The 20,691-nt window shown below is 59.1% G+C and carries 20 protein-coding genes and 1 tRNA gene; 11 read left to right on the forward strand and 10 right to left on the reverse strand.

The window, feature by feature from the left end; all coding sequences use genetic code 11:
• Positions 1–67 precede the first annotated feature (67 nt).
• The gene (locus tag AC0V6K_RS09870) at positions 68–466 is read left to right on the forward strand and encodes a DUF1761 domain-containing protein (protein WP_472621758.1); all 399 of its coding nucleotides are present in this window, start codon (positions 68–70) and stop codon (positions 464–466) included.
• Between the two features lie 11 nt (positions 467–477).
• On the opposite strand, the gene AC0V6K_RS09875 is transcribed toward AC0V6K_RS09870, so the two are convergent.
• From AC0V6K_RS09875 to AC0V6K_RS09890, 4 genes are all read right to left on the reverse strand, one after another.
• A complete protein-coding gene (locus AC0V6K_RS09875) occupies positions 478–1,572 on the reverse strand; it encodes a potassium channel family protein (RefSeq protein ID WP_472621760.1) in 1,095 nt (364 codons plus the stop codon).
• Positions 1,573–2,334 carry a 5'/3'-nucleotidase SurE gene (gene surE / locus AC0V6K_RS09880; RefSeq protein WP_472621762.1) on the reverse strand — a complete coding sequence of 254 codons (762 nt, stop codon included), beginning with the start codon at positions 2,332–2,334 and terminating at the stop codon, positions 1,573–1,575.
• The gene (gene serS / locus AC0V6K_RS09885; RefSeq protein ID WP_472621764.1) at positions 2,335–3,612 is read right to left on the reverse strand and encodes a serine--tRNA ligase; all 1,278 of its coding nucleotides are present in this window, start codon (positions 3,610–3,612) and stop codon (positions 2,335–2,337) included. It abuts the gene before it with no gap.
• A 65-nt stretch (positions 3,613–3,677) separates the two neighbouring features.
• Entirely contained in the window at positions 3,678–4,544 is an 867-nt protein-coding gene (locus tag AC0V6K_RS09890; RefSeq protein WP_486172622.1) for a hypothetical protein, read from the reverse strand.
• 17 nt (positions 4,545–4,561) lie between these two features.
• On the opposite strand from AC0V6K_RS09890, the gene AC0V6K_RS09895 reads away from it, so the two are divergent.
• The 3 genes from AC0V6K_RS09895 to ahpF all read left to right on the forward strand — a co-directional run bounded on the left by AC0V6K_RS09895 (position 4,562) and on the right by ahpF (position 7,733).
• Positions 4,562–5,239, forward strand: a complete 678-nt coding sequence (locus AC0V6K_RS09895; protein ID WP_472621768.1) for a Fe2+-dependent dioxygenase — start codon at positions 4,562–4,564, stop codon at positions 5,237–5,239.
• Positions 5,240–5,385: 146 nt separating this feature from the next.
• Positions 5,386–5,952 carry an alkyl hydroperoxide reductase subunit C gene (gene ahpC, locus AC0V6K_RS09900; protein ID WP_472621770.1) on the forward strand — a complete coding sequence of 189 codons (567 nt, stop codon included), beginning with the start codon at positions 5,386–5,388 and terminating at the stop codon, positions 5,950–5,952.
• A 191-nt stretch (positions 5,953–6,143) separates the two neighbouring features.
• Positions 6,144–7,733 (forward strand): alkyl hydroperoxide reductase subunit F, encoded by a 1,590-nt coding sequence (gene ahpF / locus AC0V6K_RS09905; protein ID WP_472621772.1) that lies wholly within the window; start codon positions 6,144–6,146, stop codon positions 7,731–7,733.
• A gap of 23 nt (positions 7,734–7,756) precedes the next feature.
• Here the strand turns inward: ahpF and AC0V6K_RS09910 are convergent.
• Both AC0V6K_RS09910 and sppA read right to left on the reverse strand, forming a co-directional pair.
• A tRNA-Val gene (locus AC0V6K_RS09910) sits at positions 7,757–7,831 on the reverse strand.
• Between the two features lie 81 nt (positions 7,832–7,912).
• Positions 7,913–9,796 (reverse strand): signal peptide peptidase SppA, encoded by a 1,884-nt coding sequence (gene sppA, locus AC0V6K_RS09915; RefSeq protein WP_472626106.1) that lies wholly within the window; start codon positions 9,794–9,796, stop codon positions 7,913–7,915.
• Positions 9,797–9,935: 139 nt separating this feature from the next.
• Between sppA and AC0V6K_RS09920 the strand changes: the two genes are divergently transcribed.
• Complete coding sequence (locus tag AC0V6K_RS09920) at positions 9,936–10,955, forward strand: aspartate carbamoyltransferase catalytic subunit (protein WP_472621774.1); 1,020 nt, start codon at positions 9,936–9,938, stop codon at positions 10,953–10,955.
• Positions 10,952–12,187: a dihydroorotase gene (locus tag AC0V6K_RS09925; RefSeq protein WP_472621776.1), complete on the forward strand. Its 1,236-nt coding sequence runs from the start codon at positions 10,952–10,954 to the stop codon at positions 12,185–12,187. Before AC0V6K_RS09920 ends, AC0V6K_RS09925 begins: the two co-directional genes overlap by 4 nt.
• A 63-nt stretch (positions 12,188–12,250) precedes the next feature.
• On the opposite strand, the gene AC0V6K_RS09930 is transcribed toward AC0V6K_RS09925, so the two are convergent.
• The 3 genes from AC0V6K_RS09930 to AC0V6K_RS09940 are packed head-to-tail and all read right to left on the reverse strand — an operon-like array spanning position 12,251 to position 15,186.
• Entirely contained in the window at positions 12,251–13,855 is a 1,605-nt protein-coding gene (locus AC0V6K_RS09930; RefSeq protein ID WP_472621778.1) for an SPOR domain-containing protein, read from the reverse strand.
• Between the two features lie 41 nt (positions 13,856–13,896).
• On the reverse strand, positions 13,897–14,451 hold the full coding sequence (locus AC0V6K_RS09935; protein ID WP_472621780.1) for a hypothetical protein: 555 nt from the start codon (positions 14,449–14,451) through the stop codon (positions 13,897–13,899).
• A gap of 15 nt (positions 14,452–14,466) precedes the next feature.
• Complete coding sequence (locus AC0V6K_RS09940; protein ID WP_472621782.1) at positions 14,467–15,186, reverse strand: AAA family ATPase; 720 nt, start codon at positions 15,184–15,186, stop codon at positions 14,467–14,469.
• A 346-nt stretch (positions 15,187–15,532) separates the two neighbouring features.
• Between AC0V6K_RS09940 and AC0V6K_RS09945 the strand changes: the two genes are divergently transcribed.
• From AC0V6K_RS09945 to bfr, 5 genes are all read left to right on the forward strand, one after another.
• Entirely contained in the window at positions 15,533–16,618 is a 1,086-nt protein-coding gene (locus AC0V6K_RS09945; RefSeq protein WP_472621784.1) for an SPOR domain-containing protein, read from the forward strand.
• Positions 16,619–16,656: 38 nt separating this feature from the next.
• The gene (locus AC0V6K_RS09950; protein ID WP_472621786.1) at positions 16,657–17,925 is read left to right on the forward strand and encodes a DUF418 domain-containing protein; all 1,269 of its coding nucleotides are present in this window, start codon (positions 16,657–16,659) and stop codon (positions 17,923–17,925) included.
• 86 nt (positions 17,926–18,011) lie between these two features.
• Complete coding sequence (locus AC0V6K_RS09955; RefSeq protein ID WP_472621788.1) at positions 18,012–19,292, forward strand: DUF418 domain-containing protein; 1,281 nt, start codon at positions 18,012–18,014, stop codon at positions 19,290–19,292.
• A 102-nt stretch (positions 19,293–19,394) separates the two neighbouring features.
• Complete coding sequence (locus tag AC0V6K_RS09960) at positions 19,395–19,598, forward strand: (2Fe-2S)-binding protein (RefSeq protein WP_472621790.1); 204 nt, start codon at positions 19,395–19,397, stop codon at positions 19,596–19,598.
• Between the two features lie 164 nt (positions 19,599–19,762).
• A complete protein-coding gene (gene bfr / locus AC0V6K_RS09965) occupies positions 19,763–20,245 on the forward strand; it encodes a bacterioferritin (RefSeq protein ID WP_472621792.1) in 483 nt (160 codons plus the stop codon).
• A 59-nt stretch (positions 20,246–20,304) separates the two neighbouring features.
• Here bfr and AC0V6K_RS09970 read toward each other — a convergent pair whose 3' ends face one another.
• Positions 20,305–20,634, reverse strand: coding sequence for a DUF2721 domain-containing protein (locus AC0V6K_RS09970; protein WP_472621794.1), 330 nt, complete (start codon positions 20,632–20,634; stop codon positions 20,305–20,307).
• Positions 20,635–20,691: the final 57 nt, after the last annotated feature.

Raw genomic sequence — 20,691 nt, forward strand, 5'->3', positions numbered from 1 at the left:
TTCGCGCGGGCCTCTACACCGGATGCTCGATCTGCGCTAGCTAAGTCACATAAAGGGAGGGATACTCATGGGTGATTTTGCATTGTGGCCGGTGCTGGCCGGAGCTGCCGCGTTCTTTATGGTCGGGGCGATATGGTACGGCGTGCTGTTTGGAAAAGCGTGGCAGAAAGCCGCCGGAATGTCTGACGAAGACGTGCAGGGCGGCAATATGGCGCTCATATTCGGGCTGACATTTGTGTTCGAATTCTTGATCGCGATGGTGTTGTGGCACCTTATCGCGCGCACCGGAGCGCAGCCGCATGTGGTGATGATGATGGCAGTTGGCTTCGCGGTCGGGATCATGGTCCCGGCGATCGGGATCAACTATCTCTATCAGCGCAAATCACTGGCGCTGTTCGCGATAGACAGCGCACACTTCATCTTAGGCATGGCCGCGATGGGAGGCGTTTTTCTGTTGTTCTTGTAGTCGGGCCAATACTACGTCTTGGGATCGTCGCCTTTCCCGGAGCCGTTTTCGGTAGGGACGATTTCAACCACAATATCGCCGGGCTCGAGATTCTGGCACTCGTCTTCCCAATATCCGATGGCGCGGCCATTGCGGTAGATGCGAAGGCCCCGGCCACCAGTCTTTAGGTCAGTGATCGCCTTACCGCATTCGTCCTCGGTCACCACGCGCTCGACCAACTGGACGCGGCCAGTCACTGAAGCGAGGTCGGCAAGGTAGTCTGCGATGTGCGCTCCCTTTGCGCTGCCTGCCAGCAGTAAGCCGGTGAAGCGCACCGGGTTGATGACATTGTCCGCGCCGGCCTGCCGGGCGAGCAATTCGTTATCCGCCGCGCGCACAACCACGCTAATCGGAACATCGGGTGCAAGGTGGCGGACGGTCAGGACGATCAGGATCGAGGTGTCATCGCGGCCCGCAGAAACCAGAATGCTCTGTGCTTTGTGGATGCGGACGGCCTTGAGCGTATCGTCGCGCGTCGCATCAGCGGGGAGCACATTGACGCCGAGTTTCTCAGCCTCGGTCAGGCGGTCCTCGCTCGGGTCGACCACCACGATGTTGCTGGGGTCAGAGCCGCGCTCGATCAGCTCGTTGACGCTTTCGGAGCCCGACACGCCATAGCCGAGCACGACGATGTGGTCGGTCAATTGTTCCTGAATACGGGCCATGCGGAACTTCTCCCAGCTGCGCTTGATAATGAATGTGTAGGCGGTGCCGACAAAGATGAAAAACACGGCGAAACGGATGGGGGTGACGATCACGGCCTCTTTGAACCGGGCACTTTCGCTAACCGGATGAATGTCGCCAAATCCCGTCGTCGTGATCGAGATCATGGTGAAGTAAACCACGTCGAGGAAGCTGATATGATTGTCGACATTGTCGACCAGGCCTTCGCGGTCGAACCAGTGGATCATCACCACGACCATGATCAGGAAGAGAGCCGCGCCCAAGCGGATGCCTAGATCGGCCCAGACCGGCAGAGGCACCGCGCGGCGCAGCGGTTTGAACCGGCGAATGCGTTTCCGCTTTGCCTTTGAGCTCTCCACCATGCTTCTCGTGCCGTTAGCCATCTATCCGAACCGCTCGGCGAGCGTATCAATGCTTGAATAGTGCGTAAGGTCGAGCTGAAGCGGAGTCACCGCAATGTGGCCATCATCGATCGCTTCCAGGTCGGTGCCGTGGTCGAGCGTGTGCTCGATCGCGTGCAGGCCGAACCAGAAATAGCGGTGGCCGCGTGGGTCTTTCCCCTCGACGATGCTACCGCGCGAATAATCGTGGAAGCCTTGTCGCACGACACGAATGCCTTTGATGTCATCGGCGTGGCGCGGCGGGAAGTTGACATTGACCAGTGTTCGCTCGGCGAATGGCGCGTCGAGCAGAGGTTTGATGACTTTGGTGCCCCATGCTCGGGCAGCGGAGAACAGATCGTCGGGCGCGTTCTCGGCGCGCGAATAGACTTGGCTCAATGCGATCGAGCGGATGCCCGCCAGCGCGCCTTCGATGGCGGCGGAGACGGTGCCGGAATAGGTGATGTCATCGCCAAGGTTTGCCCCCCGATTGACGCCGGAGAGGATCAGGTCAGGCGGTCCGTCCATCACTTCGCGCAGTGCCATCATCACGCTGTCCGTCGGCGTGCCGGTGACGGCAAAGCGGCGCTCGGCAAATTGCTGCAAGCGCACCGGGTGGTTGAGCGTCAGAGAGTGTCCCGCGCCCGATTGCTCCTCCGACGGTGCGCAAACCCAGATATCATCGGAAAGCTGCCGTGCGATCTCTTCCAGCACCTCAAAACCCGGCGCGTGATAGCCATCGTCATTGGTCAGCAGGATCTTCATTTAGGCGGCAGGCTCCAGCTTGGTCACTCCGCCCATATAGGGGTGCAAAACCTCGGGCACCACCACGCTGCCATCGGCCTGTTGGTAATTTTCGATAATGGCGACCAGCGTGCGGCCGACGGCGAGGCCGGACCCGTTGAGCAGGTGGAAGTACTCGCTCTTTTTCGAGCCTTCGGGCCGGTAGCGAGCATTCATCCGGCGCGGCTGATAAGTGCCGCCGTCCGAACAAGAACTGATCTCGCGATACGCGCCTTGGCCCGGAAGCCAGACCTCAAGGTCGTAGGTCTTCATCATGTTGCCCATGTCGCCTGCGCAAAGCGCCATGACGCGGTAATGCAGGCCGAGTGCCTGAAGCAGTCCCTCAGCGATTGCTGTAATCCGCTCGTGCTCTTCAGCGGCCTGTTCAGGCAGCGCGGCGACGATCAGTTCGACTTTCTCGAACTGGTGCTGGCGGATGAAGCCGCGCGTGTCGCGACCCGCTGCCCCCGCTTCCGAGCGGAAACACGGGGTTAGAGCAGTCAGGCGCATCGGGAAGTCGTCTGCGGCAAAGAGCTGTTCTCTGAACGAGTTGCCCAGGACCATCTCGGACGTCGAAATTAGCAGGCGATCATCGGTGGTTCGGAACAGATCTTCGGCAAATTTGGGGAGCTGTCCGGTGCCGTATCCCGCTTCTTCATTGATCAGCAGCGGCGGATTGCATTCGGTGAAGCCATGCTCGCGCGTGTTGTTGTCGAGCATAAACTGGCCCAGCGCGCGGTGCAGGCGGGCGATGTCGCCGCGCAGGAAAGTGAAACGCGCGCCCGATATCTTGGCGCCTGTCTCAAAGTCCATGCCGAGTGCTGGTGCAATGTCGGCGTGCTCTTGCGGATCGAAGTCGAAGTTTGGCTTGTCCCCCCACTCGCGCAGATAGACATTGTCTTCTTCGTCTTCACCATCGGGGACGGAAGGGTCGAGCAGGTTTGGCAGAGCCAACAAGGTATCCTGCAATTGCTTACCCAGTTCCCGCTCGCGATCTTCGGTTGCGGGCATGTCCTGCTTGATCTGTGCAACTTCAGCCTTCAGCGCCTCGGCTTTCTCCGTATCGCCTTGGCCCATAGCCTGACCGATTGCCTTGGAGGCTTCGTTGCGGCGCGACTGCATTTCTTGCAGCTTGGTCGTGAGCGCGCGGCGTTCTTCGTCCAGGGCAAGAATGCTCGCAGCCACAGGCTCGTGCCCGCGACGCGCAAGGTTGGCGTCGAAGGCTTCGGGATTGTCTCGGATCATCCGGATGTCATGCATGGCCGTCGCCTTAGAGCCTGCCTTCAAGCTTGGGAAGCATCGAGATGACGCCTTCCGGCATATAGTTATTCTGGTTGTGGCAGGGCCAACAGGACTTTGGATGCTTGGGCAGAGACCTGCCCTACGGGTGCGGGATCAGCGGGCGGAACAGGCGCCTTTTCAGGCCACAAAGCCAGCATTTCATCCAGCGGCTTGCCGACTTCCCTTGCTGTTTCGCCATCCAGCGAAGAGGCTAGATCCTTGGCCACCATGACAAATCCCCATGCGTCCTGGTACTCGGCGGCGTCAGACACTGCGCCGTCTGAAACTGCTATGGTGTATTCCTCCACCGCAACTCCCATCAGATAACGGATCAGTGCCTCGGCAGAGCCGCCAGCGGCATCACGCATCGCGGCGATGTTCGCCTCTGCGGCCTTCAGATCATCATCAATTTCGGACGCTGGCTTGCCCGCCTCGAGCGCCTTTGAGACTGCTTCGAACGGAGCCGGATCAAAGCCAAGTTTGTCCAACCCGGCGCGCTCGGAAGCGTGGGTTTCGGAAACCGGGTGCATCAGATGCGGAGCCGCAGCTTTGGCTTCGCCCGCACGATAGAGCGCAAGGCCTGCCTCAACGTGTCCGGCCATGAACACCAGGCGCTGTTCAATCGGAAGTGAGCCGACGCCTTCGCCGCTTTCTCCCGCTTCTCCACCCGACGCCTCACCGCCTTCACCTTCGCCGCCTTCGCCCTCTCCGGCCTCACCTTCCTGAGAGGTTTGTGCGGCTTCACCGCCTTCGCCACCTTCACCGGCGCATCCGGCAAGGCCAGCTCCCATAAGAGCGGTCGCTAGTCCCAAAGTGCCCCAAGTTTTCAGCTCGACTTTCATTCCAAACCCCTCGGCGATATTGCGTGTTGGCCTGATGTCATAACCTGCACGGGCAAGGGTGCAACTCACTATCGGAATTCTGCGACATGATCCTTTCCATCAATGCCATCGAAGACGCTGACCTGCTGGCTTCGCTGCAGAAGCAGCTTGGCACGTTGGAATGGCGCGATGGGCGTGCGACCGCGGGCAAGGTCGCGCGAGAGGTTAAGCGCAATGAACAAGCGGTGATGAGCAATGCCTCAGGAAAGGCGATGCAAGAAGCGTTGATGCCGCTGATCAGCAAGAACCCCATTGTAAACGCAGCCGCCCGGCCAAACCGATTCACCCCATTGATGATCAGCAAGACGCGGGATGGCGGACATTATGGTGCGCATGTCGACAATGCGATCATGGGCAGCGGCACCTCGCGGATCCGCACGGATATTTCCTTCACGCTCTTCCTTTCCGACCCCGCCACTTATGAAGGCGGTGAGTTGTCGATCCACTCGAGCAGCATGGTGCAAAGCATCAAAGGGCAGGCTGGTCAGTTGGTGCTCTACCCTTCGTCGAGCATTCATGAGGTCAAACCAGTTACATCCGGCGAGCGGGTCGTCTGCGTGGGTTGGATCGAGAGCCTGATCGCGGACCCGACCCAGCGCGAACTGCTTTTTGATCTTGAGAATCTACGCGCTTCGCTGCGCCGAAGCATGGAGAGCAATGCGCCTGAATTGCTTACACTCGACAAGTCCATCTCCAATCTGCTGCGGATGTGGAGTCAGCCCTGACGCCTCTGGGAACCATTCCAATACGTTCCCGTTCATTCGATTGAAAAAATCGATCTTCGCAATCGCACAATTTCATTTTTGTGCGCTGCAACAATGCCTATTTGGCAGTCATCAGTTTCAAACCAACCAGTCAGGGAATTATCACAATGGGTATCATTGGCTCGACCATTCAGCCTTTCACCGCCACCGCGTTCAAAGCAGGCGCAGATTTTTATGACGTCAGCGAGAAGGACATCGACGGCAAGTGGGCCGTATTCTTCTTCTATCCGGCGGACTTCACCTTCGTTTGCCCGACCGAGCTCGAAGACCTCGGCGAGAAGTACGACATGCTCCAGTCGATGGGCGTAGAAGTTTTTGCCGTGTCGACCGACACGCACTTCAGCCACAAGGCTTGGCACGACACTTCGGACAAGATCGGCAAGCTGAAATTCCCGTTCCTTGGCGACCAGAACCACGTTCTGACCAACAACTTCGGCGTGCTGCGTGAAGGCGTTGGCCTTGCCGACCGTGCGACTTTCGTGGTCGACCCGGACGGTGTCATCCAGATCATGGAAATCACCTGCGAAGGTGTTGGCCGCAACGCCAACGAACTGACCCGCAAGATCAAGGCTGCTCAGTATGTGCGCGCCAACCCCGGTCAGGTTTGCCCGGCAGCTTGGGAAGAAGGCGCCGATACGCTGGCCCCTTCGCTCGACCTCGTAGGCAAGATCTAAACCCCTAAGGACAGCACGGCTTTCTCCCCTCTCCCCCTAAGCCGTTCAGTCCGACCCGCCCGAGCCCGCGCTCGGGTCGCAATTGGACCGGAAGCCCCCGCCATCCTCTCCCTTCCGGCAGGCGCTTCCGGTCCTTTTTGTCACCGCCCGCAAGGGCCACGAATTTCAGTCAATCTCCTTGGAGGATATCCATGCTCGATCAGACGATGCAGACCCAACTCAAACAATATCTCGCCAATCTGCGCGAGCCGATTGAGCTTGTCGCATCGCTGGATGATAGTGAGAAAAGCGCCCAGACGCGCGAACTCCTGAACGAGATTGCGGCGTTGCACGATATGGTCAGCGCCAGTTTTGAAGGCGACCATGATCGCAAGCCGAGCTTCATCATCCGCCGGGCTTCGGACGCAACCAAATGGGTGCGTTTCGCCGGCCTGCCGGTGGGCCACGAATTCACCTCACTCGTGCTCGCGCTGCTATGGGCCGGTGGCCACCCGCCCAAGGTTGACGCAGACCTGATCGAACAGGTCCGCGCGCTCGAAGGCGATTATGAGTTCGAGATGTTCTTCTCATTGAGTTGCCACAACTGCCCAGACGTGGTGCAGGCGCTGACGCTGATGGCGCTGGAGAACCCGCACATCACGGCCACGCTAATTGAAGGCGGTACGTTTCAGGACGAAGTCGAAGAACGCGGCGTGCTCGCGGTTCCGGCAACCTTCCTCAACGGCGAGAGCTTTTTCAACGGCAAGATGGAGCTCGCCGAAATTCTCTCCAAGCTGGATAGCGGCGCGGACGTGAAGGCGGCCGAAAAGCTCAATGCCGAAGACCCGTTTGAAGTGCTGATCATCGGTGGTGGTCCCGCTGGTGTCGCATCGGGTGTCTATACTGCGCGCAAGGGCTTCCGCACCGGTATCGCAGCCGAGCGTTTTGGTGGCCAGCTGCAGGATACGCTGGGTATCGAGAACCTGCCCGGCACCGCCTACACCGAAGGCCCGAAACTCTCGGACGACCTAAAAAAGCAGGTCGTCGAGAACGGCATCACCATGATGGACCTTGCTCACGCGACACAGCTTAAGCCCGCGGCTAAAGCGGGCGGCATGCACGAGATTACCATGGCCAATGGCGCGGTGCTGAAAGCACGCTCGCTGATCCTATCTACCGGTGCACGCTGGCGTAATCTGGGCGTTCCGGGAGAAGCCGAATACCGCAACAAGGGCGTGGCTTACTGTCCGCATTGCGACGGGCCTTTGTTCAAGGGCAAGCGCATCGCAGTTATCGGCGGCGGTAACTCGGGCGTCGAGGCCGCCATCGACCTTGCCAAGATCGTCGGCCACGTCACGCTGATCGAATTCGACAGCAAGTTGCGCGCTGACGAAGTGCTGCAACGCAAGCTTCGTTCAATGAGCAATGTCGAGATCATCACCAACGGCCAGACAACCGAGATCACGGGTGATGGCAACCGTACAGATGGTTTGATCCTGAAAGATCGCGAAAGCGGCGTAGAACGCAAAATCGAGCTGGAAGGCGTATTCGTCCAGATTGGTCTGGTGCCGAATACTGAATGGCTTGCCGAAACCGGCATCGAGCTGTCCAAGTTCGGCGAAATCGTCATCGACGATCACGGCGCGACCAATTTGCCGGGCATCTATGCCGCTGGCGATGCGACCACCGTGCCGCACAAGCAAATTGTGGTGGCGATGGGCGAGGGCGCGAAAGCGGGCCTCGGTGCGTTTGACTACCTCATCCGCAACGAGCCGGTAGACGAAGTCGCACAGGCTGCCTGAGGCGAGTCCATTTTTGTGGAGAATGGTGGGCGCGGCAAGGATTGAACTTGCGACCCCACCCGTGTGAAGGGTGTGCTCTACCACTGAGCTACGCGCCCGTCCGTCGCGATACCTCGCAGGACAGAGGCGCGCCATTAAAGGGCGCGCCTTTCGTTTGCAAGCGTTCCGGAACGCAAAATCTAGCGTGCGATTAAGCCGCCAAACTGCTTCAGGATGCTCGCGGTGTCGCGGCTCATAAACGCACTCGGTTGGCGAGGGCATTCAAGGCAGTAGGCTTGCACACCACGTGCTCCGCTGAGCATCTCGATATCGCCCGCGATCAGCGCGAGAAACTGCGAACGCTGCTGTGCCGCCATAGCGAACATATCGCCTGTTTTCGGAGCGCTCGCCTTCTCGGCACCGCCCAGTAGGCTCGCCAGCAGGCTGTCATATTGCGGTGCATCGCCGCCAAGGTAGACAGCGTGCCAAGCGCCCTCTTCGAGCTCAGCTTGCTTCGCCGCCCATTCAAGCGCTTCGTCGATACCACCAAACTGGTCGACCAACTTCTGCTGACGCGCGGTCCCACCGTCCCAAACGCGGCCTTGCGCGATGGTGTTGACGTCGCCGGTCGACATCTTGCGCGCTTTGCTCACGCGGCTGAGGAAGTCACTATAGGTGTTTTCGACCGATGCTTGCAGGATCGAATCCACCTCCGGCGTGAAGCCATCGACCAAGTCGGGTTGGCCCGAAAGCGGCGTGGTACGATACCCGTCCGCATTGACGCCCCATTCGGCAGCGGCGTCTTCAAACGTCGGGATCACCGCGAACACGCCTATGGACCCGGTGATTGTTTCGGGCTGGGCAAAGATACGGTCACCCGCGGTTGCGACCCAATACCCGCCGCTTGCCGCGACATTGGCGAAGGACACTGCCACAGGAATATCCTTGGCGCGGTAGCGGTTGATCGCACGGCGGATTTCTTCCGACGCTGTGACCGAGCCACCCGGGGAATCGACGCGAACAACCAGGGCCGCGAGATCATCGTCGAGTGCTTCATCCAGAAGGTCCGCGATGCGCGTGCCGCCAGCTGTGCCGGGGCCAGCATCGCCATCGACGATCACGCCAGCGACAGTGACAACACCGATTTTCGAGCCGCCCGTTGGTGCGGGGTGTGCGGAAAGAAACGCATTGAGATCGCTGCTGGCATAGGCGCCGGGGGTGTTGTCCCACTCATCATCGCCCACCAACTCAGCCACGCGTTTGCCGAAATCGACCGAGCTGCCCAGCTTGTCGACCAGACCAGCATCGAGCGCCGCCTCGGCCAGATCGCCATCTGCGCCCTCAACCCATTCGGCCGAGTTTTGCGTTACCCGTTCAAGTTCAAGCTTGGGGCGCGCTTTCTTTACGTTGGCCTGCCACTCTTCCCACAATGCGCCATACAAAGCGCGCGCATTTTCGCGGGCTTCTTCGGACATGGAATTGCGCGAGTAAGGCTCAACGGCAGACTTGTATTCACCGACCTTGTAGACGCGCGCATTGACCTTCAGTCGGTCGAGCAGATCGCCGTAGTAGAGGTTCGCGCCGCCCGGTCCCGCAATGACTGCGCCGCCCAGCGGATCGACCCAAACCTCGCTGGCGTGAGCTGCCAAGTGCATATGATCATCGCCGTAACCTAGCGAATAGGTCAGGACCGGCTTATCCGCTTTGCGCACGCGGTCCATCGCTTCGCCGATGGCTTGCAAATGGACCTGACCACCGCCGAGGAATGCTGAAATGTCGAGAACAACCGCCTTCACGCGGTCATCATCCACTGCTGCATCCAGCGCGCGGACGAGATCGCGGGCGCGGTATTCGCCGATGGGAGTTTGCTGGCTGACAAGCGCCTGAAGCGGGTCAATCGCAGACTTCTCCTCAACCACCACGCCATCCAGCTCGATCAGCAAGGCGCCATCGCGCACCTGACCGGGGCTGGGCCGCGCAGAAAGCACCGCGAACAGCGCGATAAAGAACAAAAGCATAAAGATCAGGACCAGACCGTCCTTGATCCCGACTAGCAGTTTCCAAGCTTTGCCAGCAAAACCCATATGCTTTTGATCCTTCAAAATCGCGCCAACAACCTTGGCCTTTGCACCCACCTAGTCACTTGGGATGAAAAGTTCCATGGGAAGGCGTGTATAGAATGGGTTGAGCGCGCGACATCGCTCGACTAAGGGCTTGGCTTTAATGACAGCGCTGGATTCCTCTTCGTCTGACGACCGCTTTCCCGCGGGCCGTCTGGCCTTTCCGCATCGTGACCTCTTGGGCATTGGCCAGTTGGAGCGTCATGAAATCCTGTATCTGCTTGCGCAGGCAGAGCAATGGGTCGATCTGAACCGCCAGAGTGCCAAGCATGTGGGGCTGCTCGAGGGGCTGACAATTATCAACGCCTTCTTCGAAAACTCAACGCGCACGCTGCTGAGCTTTGAGATCGCGGGCAAGCGTCTGGGCGCGGATGTGGTAAATATGCACGCCGCGCAAAGCAGTGTGAAGAAGGGCGAAACGCTGATCGACACAGCGATTACGCTCAACGCCATGCGCGCCGATGCGATTGTAATCCGGCACGGTTCCAGCGGGGCGACGAGGTTGATCGCCGACAAGGTCGATTGCCCGGTGCTCAATGCAGGCGATGGCCAGCACGAACATCCAACGCAGGGGCTGCTCGATGCACTGGCGCTGCGCGAGGCGCTCAAGACGCGCGGGCATACGGCAGAGGACTTTACGGGCCTGACGGTGACGATCTGCGGCGATATCCTGCACAGCCGCGTCGCGCGTTCGAATATTCTGTGTTTGCAGGCGATGGGCGCCAAAGTGCGCGCGTGCGCGCCACCCGCGCTGATGCCGAGCGGGATTGAGGCGATGGGTGTCGAGCCGTTCCACGACTTTGACGCTGCGCTGCAAGGCACCGATGTCGCAATGATGCTGCGCCTGCAATCGGAGCGTATGGCGGGTCAATTCATCCCTTCTGCGCGCGAATACCATCACCTTTACGGGCTGACCAAAGCGCGGCTGGAGCGTGCAGTACCTGATGCGCTGGTGATGCATCCAGGACCAATGAACCGCGGAGTCGAGATCGACAGCGAGGTTGCCGATATGCTCGACCGCTCGATTATCACGCAGCAAGTGGAAATGGGCGTGGCGATCCGAATGGCGGCGCTGGATATCCTGACGCGAAGCGCGCGCGGCGTTGAGGGGTGGGCGGAATGAAACAGACGCAGCCACTAACCATCACCGGCGGCAAGCTGGTAACCCCCGACGGGATCATCGAAGGAGCTCTACGGGTCGAAAATGGCCTGATCGCCAGCATTGGTGGCGATGTCACCGCGCAAGATGGCGACATTGTGATTGAAGCGCGCGGCAAGCTGGTCGCGCCGGGGCTGGTCGATCTGGGAGTGTTCTCGATCGACAAACCCGCGTTCCATTTTGGCGGCATCACTCGCGCTGCGCTGATGCCCGACCAGTCGCCACCGCTCGATTACCCAAGCCGAGTGAATTACATCGCTAAGAGCGGAAAGCCCGATTTGTGGGTGCACCCGCTTGCCGCAGCCACGCGAGGTCTTGAGGGCAAGGAGCTCGCCGAGATCGCCTTGATGCGGGACGCCGGTGCGCGCGGCGTTGCTACGGGTCGACAATGGATCGCTGATAGCGGCGTGATGCTGCGACTGCTGCAATATGCTTCGATGCTTGATCTGGTGGTGGTCAGTCATGCAGAAGACAGTGGAATTGTGGGCGAAGCCGCAGCCACGGCTGGTGAAGTGGCCACACGGTTAGGATTGCCTAGCGCGCCTGCCGAAGCGGAAGCGCTGGCGATTGCGCGCGATATCGGTCTTGCCGAACTGAGCGGTGCGCGACTGCATATCCGCCAAGTCACCACGGCGCGCGGGTTTAATCTGGTGCGCGAGGCCAAAGCACGCGGGGTCAACGTAACTTGCGGCATCACGCCTGCGCATTTCATGCTGTCTGACCTTGATACCGCCGATTTCCGTACGTTTATGAAACTCTCGCCGCCTCTGCGCGGCGAAGCCGACCGTCAGGCAGCGCGCGCTGCGATTGGGGAGGGCGTGGTCGATGTCATTTCAAGCGGGCACGATCCGCGTGGGCCAGAGGGCAAACGCTTACCCTTCGCTGATGCCGAGCCGGGCATGGCGGGGGCCGAAACACTGCTCGCGATGACGCTCAGCCTGGTGCGAGACGGTGTGATCGAGATGGGCCGCGCGTTCGAGCTGCTCGCAACCAATCCCGCGCGTTTGCTCGGTGTTGAGGCGGGTGCAATCGCCGGGGCCAAGGAAGCCGATATCGCCATTGTCGATCCAGAGTCGCCGTGGTTTGTTGACCGCACCAAAATGGCAGCCACTGCCGACAACACACCGTTTGACCGCCAGGGCGCGCAGGGACGTGTGCGCGGACTGATCAAAGGCGGCGTGGTGATCGAAAAGTAAAAACCCGGCGGCCTATCGGGCCACCGGGTTTTCTCGCTGATTGCGATAAAGCGTTGGTTCGGATCAGCGTGCTGCGATCCGTACGCCGTTGTCGATCGCGCCTTTGGGCGGGTTCGTCGCGGCATAGGCAAAGCAGCCACGGCCTTTCGATTTCACGGCGCCGCACATGCTGCGGGCATCGCGCGCGCCGAAACCGGCGGCGGCAACGCGGTAATAGATCTTACCCTTCACCTTCGCTTTGGTAATCACAACGTCGTGACCGCGAAGCTGCGGGAACTTGCGCTGAAGCGCTGACCAACCGGCTTTGGCATCCGAACGGCTGGAATAGCTGCCTAGCTGCACAAGGTGGGTACCATTGCTCTTTGGTGTCGATGCGCGGACCGGAGTGGGCGCGGCCATACGACGCTGAGAGCTGGCCGAAGCGACGCGGCGCGGTGCCTTCTTTTCTTCTGCCTTGGTCGGAATGCTCTGAACAATCGGCTTGGAGATATAGCGTGGAGCAGCGGTGGCTGGCGTGGCAGCAACACGGGTCGGAGTCACCGGCTTGCTAACCGACGGCGCAGCAGGCGCGCTGACAGCCGGTTTCGGAGCAACCGGAACGGCGCGCGCTACGCGTGGGGCCGAGTTTGCACGTGACGGCAGTTTTTGAACCACCGGGCGCGAAATGTAGCGTGGTGTTGGTTTGGCCAGAGCAGTAGTCGCCGCAGAGGCAGCTGTCGCGGCTTTGGCACCTGTCGCGCGCAAGACATTCGCAACCGTTTGGTCGACATTGCCGGCTTCTTCGACATTCTGGACCGGTGCAGCCGCCACGCGAGTGACGGGTTGTACCGGCGCGGCCTTAACGGGTGCAGGCTTGGCTGGTGCGGCGGTTTTCACCGGATTTGCCGGAGCTTCGATGACCGGCACAGTTGCAGCAACAACCGTGGTCGGGTCCGGGAAGTTCGCGAGCGCGAGGTGCGTAGGTTGGCCACCCACAGACGGTGTAACGCCAAGGAGATTTGCGACCCGCTTGGTCACGTCTTCCGGCTTGGCATTGGAGGCCCAATCGGTCAGCCGCGCATCGAGCTGGTCAGCAGGCACATCTTCGGCTGCCATGATGCGCGCAGCGCGCCAATTGCCAGCGAGTGCATAGCTATATGCAAGGTTCTGGCGCATTTTGGCGCTGTTCTGACCCGAGCGAACGGCGTTCACGAGTACGTGGACACCTTGCTCCGGCTTTCCAGCCAATGCGAGGGCCAGACCGAAGTCGGCCGGATCGATCGAAGCCTGATTGGCGCGCAAAGTTGCAATCGCGGTGTTGGTGTCGCCATTGGCGATTGATGCCAAAGCAAAGCTCAGCGTGGTGCGCGGATCGGTGTTGCCCAGGTCCAGTGCGTCTTTGAAGCTCGTTGCAGCAGCTTCAAAGCGGCCTGCCTCCAGATAGGTAGCGCCTAGCAACGCGCGGAAGCTAGCATTACGTGGCTCCGCCTGAACCGCTTGCTCAGCGTAGCTAATAGCTTTGCTGGTTTTGCCCTTTTCAAGAGCGCGTTGCGCTTTCGAAAATGCTTGTTCGGCGCGTGGGGCCGCGTGGCTTGCGCTCACGCCAGCGAACGCGACGCTTACGAGTGCTGTCGAAAGGATCAGGCCAGCTTTGGCACCCATCTTCCGGCTCTTTGTGTTGCGTTCCATTTCCCTGTCCTTTTCTATGGGTCTTGGTCGTTAAATCGAGTTCAGTTGCGCTTCATACGCTCGGCGAGCGCATTGAGATCGCTGATATTTTCGAGCATTTGGTCGAGTGCCTCGGTCACCAGTGCCTGGGCGCTGATGCCCTTCATAGTGGCGGCGAGGCGCAGCTTGAGATGCCGGTCCGTGTCGAGGCGCAGCGTGAACGCCGCGCGACGGCCAGAAATGTTCAGCTTCTTGGCTTTCTTCTTCGCCTTCGGCGCAGCTTTGGGTTCTTCTTCCTCAGCTGGTTCGGGCTCTGGCCCTTCCATGGCTGCGTCGGCGAGGACACGATCAGAAAGCGATTTCTGCTGACGTTTCACAACCGGGCTGGATTTTTGTTCGCCAACCGGTCCGGAATTCAACGCGACGACATTGGCGGCGTCGTCATTGGCGCCATTGCTGGCGGTGTCGCCGCCCATGTCATTCCACCCGAGATCTTCGAGCGCGTCATCGTCGACATCCTTTGGCAGCGGGGTAAGCTGTGGGCGCATGGCAGGCTTCGCGCCGCCCTTGCGAGCGAGCAGCGTCGGGCCAAGAGATGCAAAACCGGCTTCTGACATGACGCCTGGTGCCTCTTACTGAGCCACCCGGCGGCCAAAGCCACCGGCGGGACGATGAACGCCAACATTCGGTGCAGCCTGACCAGCAGGTGCAGCAAACACGGTGCGGCGGAAGTTCTTCTCAAGGCGATCGGAAATATACTTCCAAAGCGCCGTGATCTCGGCAGAGCTACGCCCGTCCGGATCGACTTCCATAACCGTGCGGCCATCAATCATCGAAGCAGCAAAATCGGTGCGGTGGTGAAGCGTGATCGGGGCAACAGTGCCATGCTGCGAAAGCGCAACGGCGGCTTCCGAAGTGATCTTCGCTTTTGGAGTTGCGGCGTTGACTACGAACACCAGCGGCTTGCCAGCGCGTTCACACAGATCAACGGTAGCGCCGACAGCGCGCAGATCGTGTGGGCTGGGGCGGGTTGGAACCACGATCAATTCCGCCACACCAATCACAGACTGGATCGCCATTGTAATGGCAGGCGGCGTGTCAATCACGGCCAGTTTGAAGCCTTGCTGACGGAGCATCTGGAGATCGTTCGCCAGACGCGACACGGTAGTTTGTGCGAATGCGGGATATTCCGCTTCACGCTCGTTCCACCAATCCGCCAATGAACCTTGCGGGTCGATATCAATCAGCACGACCGGACCAGCGCCAGCGCGCTGAGCCTGGACGGCGAGATGCCCGGACAGGGTTGTTTTCCCTGATCCGCCTTTCTGCGATGCCAAAGCGAGTACACGCAAAACTTGGGTCCCCCTGGATTTGAACCATGTTCGCCGCACGATTGCGACGGGATGCCAATGGGATCGCAGGATACCCCTAATTTTAGGTTAACGAGGATGTCAGGAAACTTGGGCGTGCGAAGTTTCAGCACTCTTTGCCGATGCTCTTATAAATAGGCCAAGTTTCGTTTTGATAGTGATGCCAGATGCAGGTTGAAAATTCGTAAGGGGCCAGCGTGCGTTCCACGATTGGCCAAACCGTTTGGAAACCATTTGCTAACTTTTTGTTCACTATAACCGTCATCAGAACAGTCATAGACCGGCCAAAGCACCGGCTGGTCCAAACGATGGAGCTGCTTCTATGTTGATGGCCCGCACCCAATTCGCCCGCGTGAAATCCGCGATCCGTTTGGCGTCTGCATCAGGCGCAGCGCTGTTGGCGCTCTCAAGCGCTCCACTCGCTGCCGATGTAAAGACCGGCGTTGATGCGTGGAGCAAAGGTGACTTTACCCGCGCCGTCAGCGAATGGCAGGCGCCTGCCCAAGCTGGCGATGCTGATGCGCTGTTTAACCTCGCTCAGGCTTATCGTCTGGGACGCGGTGTACCTGCAGACATCACTCGCGCTCGCGAGCTTTATGCAGAGGCCGCGCAGAAAGGCCATGTGAAGGCCGCGGACAATTATGGCCTTCTGCTGTTTCAGCAGGGGCAACAGTCAGAGGCTATGCCGCTTATCAAAGACGCTGCCGAGCGCGGCGATCCGCGCGCGCAATACGTCATGGGCCTGTCGCACTTCAACGGTGACTACGCCCAAAAAGACTGGGCGCGAGCCTATGCGTTTCTAACTCTCGCGCAATCAGCCGGCCTGCCACAAGCCAAACCGGCACTGTCGCAGATGGATCAGTTTATTCCGATGGAACAGCGTCAGCAGGCACAATTGCTTGCCCGTCAGCTGGAAGCAGAGGCGGGCAAGCGACGCGCTGCTGAGTTGGCTGCGGTTGATCTGGTCCAGCGCGGACCGGCTGGGGCTGCAGCTCCGGCACGTCTGCCAGCGCCCACGCCGGTCATAGTCGCACAGACACCGGCTCCCGCTCTGAAAGTGAATGAGCCAGCCCCTGCGGCCATCGCACAGGCGCCGTTCCAACAGCAATCGCGCCCTATTGTGCGTCAGAGCGCTTCACCGAAACCGCCGGTTCGCAATGAAGTTCAAAGTCCCGCTGCGCGCAGCGGCAAGTGGAAGGTTCAACTCGGCGCCTTCGGCGTTCGCTCGAATGCGAACCGTCTTTGGGCGAAGCTTTCCCGCTACAGCGCGCTTTCGGGAACCAGCAAAGAGCTAGTTCCAGCAGGCAAGGTTACCCGTCTGATGGCAATAGGCTTCACCAGCCGTGCCGAAGCCGATGCCGCCTGCAAATCGCTGAAGGCACAGGGACAGGCCTGTCTTGTGAAAGCGCCTTAAGCGCTTTTGCTCCCTGCCAATGCTGCTAAAAGCGTCAGGTGGGGACCGAACAGTCAACCGAAACTGAAGATTTATTGGCATGGCAGGGCGAGAGCCTTGCGCCTGTCGCTGCCAGTGAACGTGTAGAAAGTCTCGATTTCATTCGCGGGATCGCGGTGATGGGCATTCTGGCCGCAAACATCATCGCATTCGGGCAGCCGCACAATGCGGTTTTGTTCCCGAGCTCGTTTCTGGTGCCGCCCGGCGACCCTGACGACTGGCTTTGGTTGACCCAGCAATTGCTGATCGACGGCAAGATGCGCGGGCTCTTTACGCTGCTGTTTGGGGCAGGATTGGCGATCTTTGCCGAACGCATCGCCGAGATGCCCGACTGCGGGATGGGCGTGCTCTACCGGCGGCTCGCATGGCTCGGCCTGTTCGGTCTGTTGCATTATTTCTTGCTGTGGGACGGCGACATACTGTTCATGTATGCCGTGTGCGGCTTCTTGGCGCTTTTCTTCCGCGAATTGCCGCCACCGAACCAGATCATTCTGGGGCTACTCAGCATCACCGTTGCGAGCCTCTACTGGTCGATCGAATTCGCCGCGAATCATTATCTGACCGCTGGTGATCCCTCGATTGCGATTTCCAATGCGCAATGGCTGTCCGAGGCGGATGCTGAGCAGACGCGAATGATGCTGGAAAGCAGCTATGGCGAGTTTGTAATCACGCTGATCCAGAGCGACTATTCCGGCCCGTTCAAACTGGTCAGTTCCAGCTTTCTCGAGACCGGTGGCTTGATGCTGATCGGGATGGGCCTCTACCGGATGGGATTCTTCCACGGGGGGCTGTTCGCAGGGCGCCTCAAGCGGATCGGCTGGGCCAGCTTAATTGCGGGCATAGCTCTTCAATTGCCCTTGTCGCTGTGGGTTCGGTCGACCGATTTCGCGCTTTATCCAGCCTATGTTGTCGAATTCGGTGCGGCGGATATCCCGCGTCTATTCACCGTGTTTGGGCTGGCTGCTTTGATGGTCGCTTATTCCGGAAGCTGGGCAGGCTGGCTCGCCATCCGTGTGCGTGCGGCGGGAAGGGCCGCGTTTAGCAATTACATCGGCACGTCGTTCGTGATGCTGTTTGTGTTTCATGGCTGGGCGCTGGGGCTGTTCGGCGCGCTCAACCGGCCCCAACTTTACGGTGTAATGCTTGTGGGCTGCGCTTTGATGCTCGTTTGGTCGAAGCCTTGGCTTGATCGTTTCCGTTATGGCCCGCTTGAATGGCTGTGGCGGTGCCTGACCTATGGCAAAATGTTCGCCAATCGCCGTTCGTAGACGCTCAAGTCCCGTTAGCCGCCTGCCACTTCCCATTTTGAACGCGGCTGTTAGCTTCCCCACATCTAGGACCGGGGGATCAGGCCATGAGCACTCAGAATCTCGACGCGCCAGCTACAGCGTCTGCTGTTTCTGCACCAACCAGCTCGGCAGAGCGGATCGAAAGCCTCGACTTCATCCGCGGCATAGCGGTGATGGGCATTCTTGCGGCAAACATTGTCGCATTCGGGCAGCCGTTTAACGCCTATATCTTTCCCGACGCATTTCTCGTTCCGGTTGCAGATCCGGGCGGATGGCTGTGGATCTCACAGTTCGTACTGATCGACGGCAAGATGCGCGCGCTTTTCACCATATTGTTCGGTGCAGGCATGTATCTGTTTATGGAGCGTGCATGGGCGCGGGGCAGCACTCGCTGGCTTCAAGCGCGAAGATTGGCGTTGCTTGGAATGTTCGGCCTGATCCATTTCTTCTTTATCTGGATCGGCGATATTCTGTTCTTCTACGCTTTGCTTGGCTTTGTTGCGTTGTGGTGTCTGCGATGGAGCGCGAAGACGCAGTTCTATGTCGGATTGATTGGCTACATTGTGGGCGCACTGCTTTTCGCTGCGATGATGTCCTTCCCTTACATGGTGGCTGAGACCTCTGTAGGCGATATGCCCGATTTCGCCGAGACGCGCGCCGAATTGAGCGCAGGGATAGAAGAAACGCTGGCTGATGACGCAGAGACCACCGCGCTGAAGCAGTCCGGTGACTATGTCGGCCTCGTTGAGAAACGTCTGACCAAAGAGTGGTATATGCCGGTCGCGAACGCGACGTTCTTCTCGATGGAAACGCTGCCGCTTATGCTGCTGGGAATCGCGCTCTACCGCTTCGGTTTCTTCAGCGGGGCCTTCTCACGATCGAAGATGATAATGTGGGGGTGGATTGGCCTGATAGGAGGAGGACTCGCTAGTCTTGGCATTGGGCTGTTTGTGAAGTCTGGCGGTTTCGCATTCTACACCGCGACAGCAGCCTTGATGGGTTGGAGTGCATTGCCGCGGTTACCCATGGCTCTTGGTATAGCGGCGTTGATGGTGGCCTACTCACCCCAATGGAAAGGGTGGTTGGCAGAGCGCGTAAGGGCAGCCGGGCGCGCTGCCTTCACCAACTATCTTGGTACATCGATTGTGATGCTGTTCGTGTTCCACGGTTGGGCGCTGGGGCTGTTTGGCGAATTGAACCGTCCGCAGCTTTATCTCGTGGTGGTGCTGGCCTGGGTGGTGATGCTGGCATGGTCGAAACCATGGCTCGACCGGTTCAAATACGGCCCGCTTGAATGGCTGTGGCGCTGCCTGACCTATGGCAAGCTGTTCGCGAACCGCAGGTAGCCGTCCCGCGCGGCATCAAAGTTATGCGTTTTGACTTGTTATTGAGAATTACTCGCATATATTGCTTTTGCAAACGCTTCGCAGGAGTGATTCGAAAGCGCCATGTACATTTGTATCTGCAACGCGATCCGGGAAACGGACCTTCGTAAGGCGGCATTGACGTCTGGCGGCGATGCAGAGGCAACCTACGCAACGCTCGGCAAACGGCCCAATTGCGGGCAATGTCTTACAAAGGCTGGCGAAATTCTCGATCAGGAACGGGCTTTGTCTGGTGCGGCGTTTTCTTGCGAGAAAGTCGCATTATAAGCTGCATAGTCGCAACTGCGAACGCTTCTCAAAACTCTGATTTTAAACGAAAATATTTTCCCCACCCCCTTGCGCAGGCAAGTGTCCAGCCTCTATTTAGGGTGCTGAAGGCGCCATTGCTTTGATCTGGCGCAAACGCATTTTACAGCAAGGGAACCACCGCCATGAAGGGCGATCCGAAAGTCATAGAATTTCTGAACAAGGCGCTCACCAACGAGCTGACCGCGATCAACCAGTATTGGTTGCACTATCGCGTGCTCGACGATTGGGGCGTGACCAAGCTTGCCGAATATGAGCGCAAGGAATCGATCGAGGAAATGGAGCACGCCGACAAACTTGCGGCGCGCGTCCTGTTCCTAAACGGCCTGCCCAACTTTCAGGCGATCCACAATTTGCGCGTGGGCGAGACGGTCTTGGAGATCCTCAAGGCCGATATGGCGCTTGAAGAAGATGCCATCCCGCTGCTGCGCGATGCGGTCGAATATTGTGAAAGCGTGCGCGACTATGTGAGCCGCGATCTGTTCGCCATGATCCTCGACAACGAGGAAGAGCATGTCGACTTCCTTGAAACCCAATTCGACATGATCGAACGCATGGGGCTCGAGAACTACGTCCAGCTAAACAGCAAAGCTGTCGGCGAAGGCTAAGCCTTAGCGACCTGGAAAATTGGAGAAAGGGCGGCGCCGAGAGGTTAGCCGCCCTGCTTCTATGTCGCGTCTTTCTGGTCGGGGCTGTCAGCTGCGAGCAAGGTCTCACGGAAGAAAACGATCAACCCCGTGATGAGTAGACCGACCGTCAGCACCCATAGCGCCGCTACGACAGAACCCATGCGTGTTTCGACATAGGCCGAAATAAAGAGCAGAGCGATCACAAGGCTGATGACAACAGCGGCGGCGGTTTCAAACTTGATGGCGATGCGCATCAGCCGCCGTCTCCGGGTAAGCCAATCCACTTCCACCTCAAACGGAAGACGGCTGATGAAGACGGGGTCTTTCGATTCCGAATTGACGCACAGCCGTTCGATTCTGCCCCGCAATCCATATCAGGCGCTGCATCATGACATTCATGATTGAGCCGATGCCCACCAACAAAA

Source organism: Erythrobacter sp. S43 (assembly GCF_057364955.1).

Excerpts from the sequence above, each read along its gene's own strand:
- AC0V6K_RS09870 (WP_472621758.1), top strand. The coding sequence starts at position 68 with ATGGGTGATTTTGCATTGTGGCCGGTGCTGGCCGGAGCTGCCGCGTTC.
- AC0V6K_RS09875 (WP_472621760.1), bottom strand. The coding sequence starts at position 1,572 with ATGGCTAACGGCACGAGAAGCATGGTGGAGAGCTCAAAGGCAAAGCGG.
- surE (WP_472621762.1), bottom strand. The coding sequence starts at position 2,334 with ATGAAGATCCTGCTGACCAATGACGATGGCTATCACGCGCCGGGTTTT.
- serS (WP_472621764.1), bottom strand. The coding sequence starts at position 3,612 with ATGCATGACATCCGGATGATCCGAGACAATCCCGAAGCCTTCGACGCC.
- AC0V6K_RS09895 (WP_472621768.1), top strand. The coding sequence starts at position 4,562 with ATGATCCTTTCCATCAATGCCATCGAAGACGCTGACCTGCTGGCTTCG.
- ahpC (WP_472621770.1), top strand. The coding sequence starts at position 5,386 with ATGGGTATCATTGGCTCGACCATTCAGCCTTTCACCGCCACCGCGTTC.
- ahpF (WP_472621772.1), top strand. The coding sequence starts at position 6,144 with ATGCTCGATCAGACGATGCAGACCCAACTCAAACAATATCTCGCCAAT.
- sppA (WP_472626106.1), bottom strand. The coding sequence starts at position 9,796 with ATGGGTTTTGCTGGCAAAGCTTGGAAACTGCTAGTCGGGATCAAGGAC.
- AC0V6K_RS09920 (WP_472621774.1), top strand. The coding sequence starts at position 9,936 with ATGACAGCGCTGGATTCCTCTTCGTCTGACGACCGCTTTCCCGCGGGC.
- AC0V6K_RS09925 (WP_472621776.1), top strand. The coding sequence starts at position 10,952 with ATGAAACAGACGCAGCCACTAACCATCACCGGCGGCAAGCTGGTAACC.
- AC0V6K_RS09930 (WP_472621778.1), bottom strand. The coding sequence starts at position 13,855 with ATGGAACGCAACACAAAGAGCCGGAAGATGGGTGCCAAAGCTGGCCTG.
- AC0V6K_RS09935 (WP_472621780.1), bottom strand. The coding sequence starts at position 14,451 with ATGTCAGAAGCCGGTTTTGCATCTCTTGGCCCGACGCTGCTCGCTCGC.
- AC0V6K_RS09945 (WP_472621784.1), top strand. The coding sequence starts at position 15,533 with ATGGCCCGCACCCAATTCGCCCGCGTGAAATCCGCGATCCGTTTGGCG.
- AC0V6K_RS09955 (WP_472621788.1), top strand. The coding sequence starts at position 18,012 with ATGAGCACTCAGAATCTCGACGCGCCAGCTACAGCGTCTGCTGTTTCT.
- AC0V6K_RS09960 (WP_472621790.1), top strand. The coding sequence starts at position 19,395 with ATGTACATTTGTATCTGCAACGCGATCCGGGAAACGGACCTTCGTAAG.
- bfr (WP_472621792.1), top strand. The coding sequence starts at position 19,763 with ATGAAGGGCGATCCGAAAGTCATAGAATTTCTGAACAAGGCGCTCACC.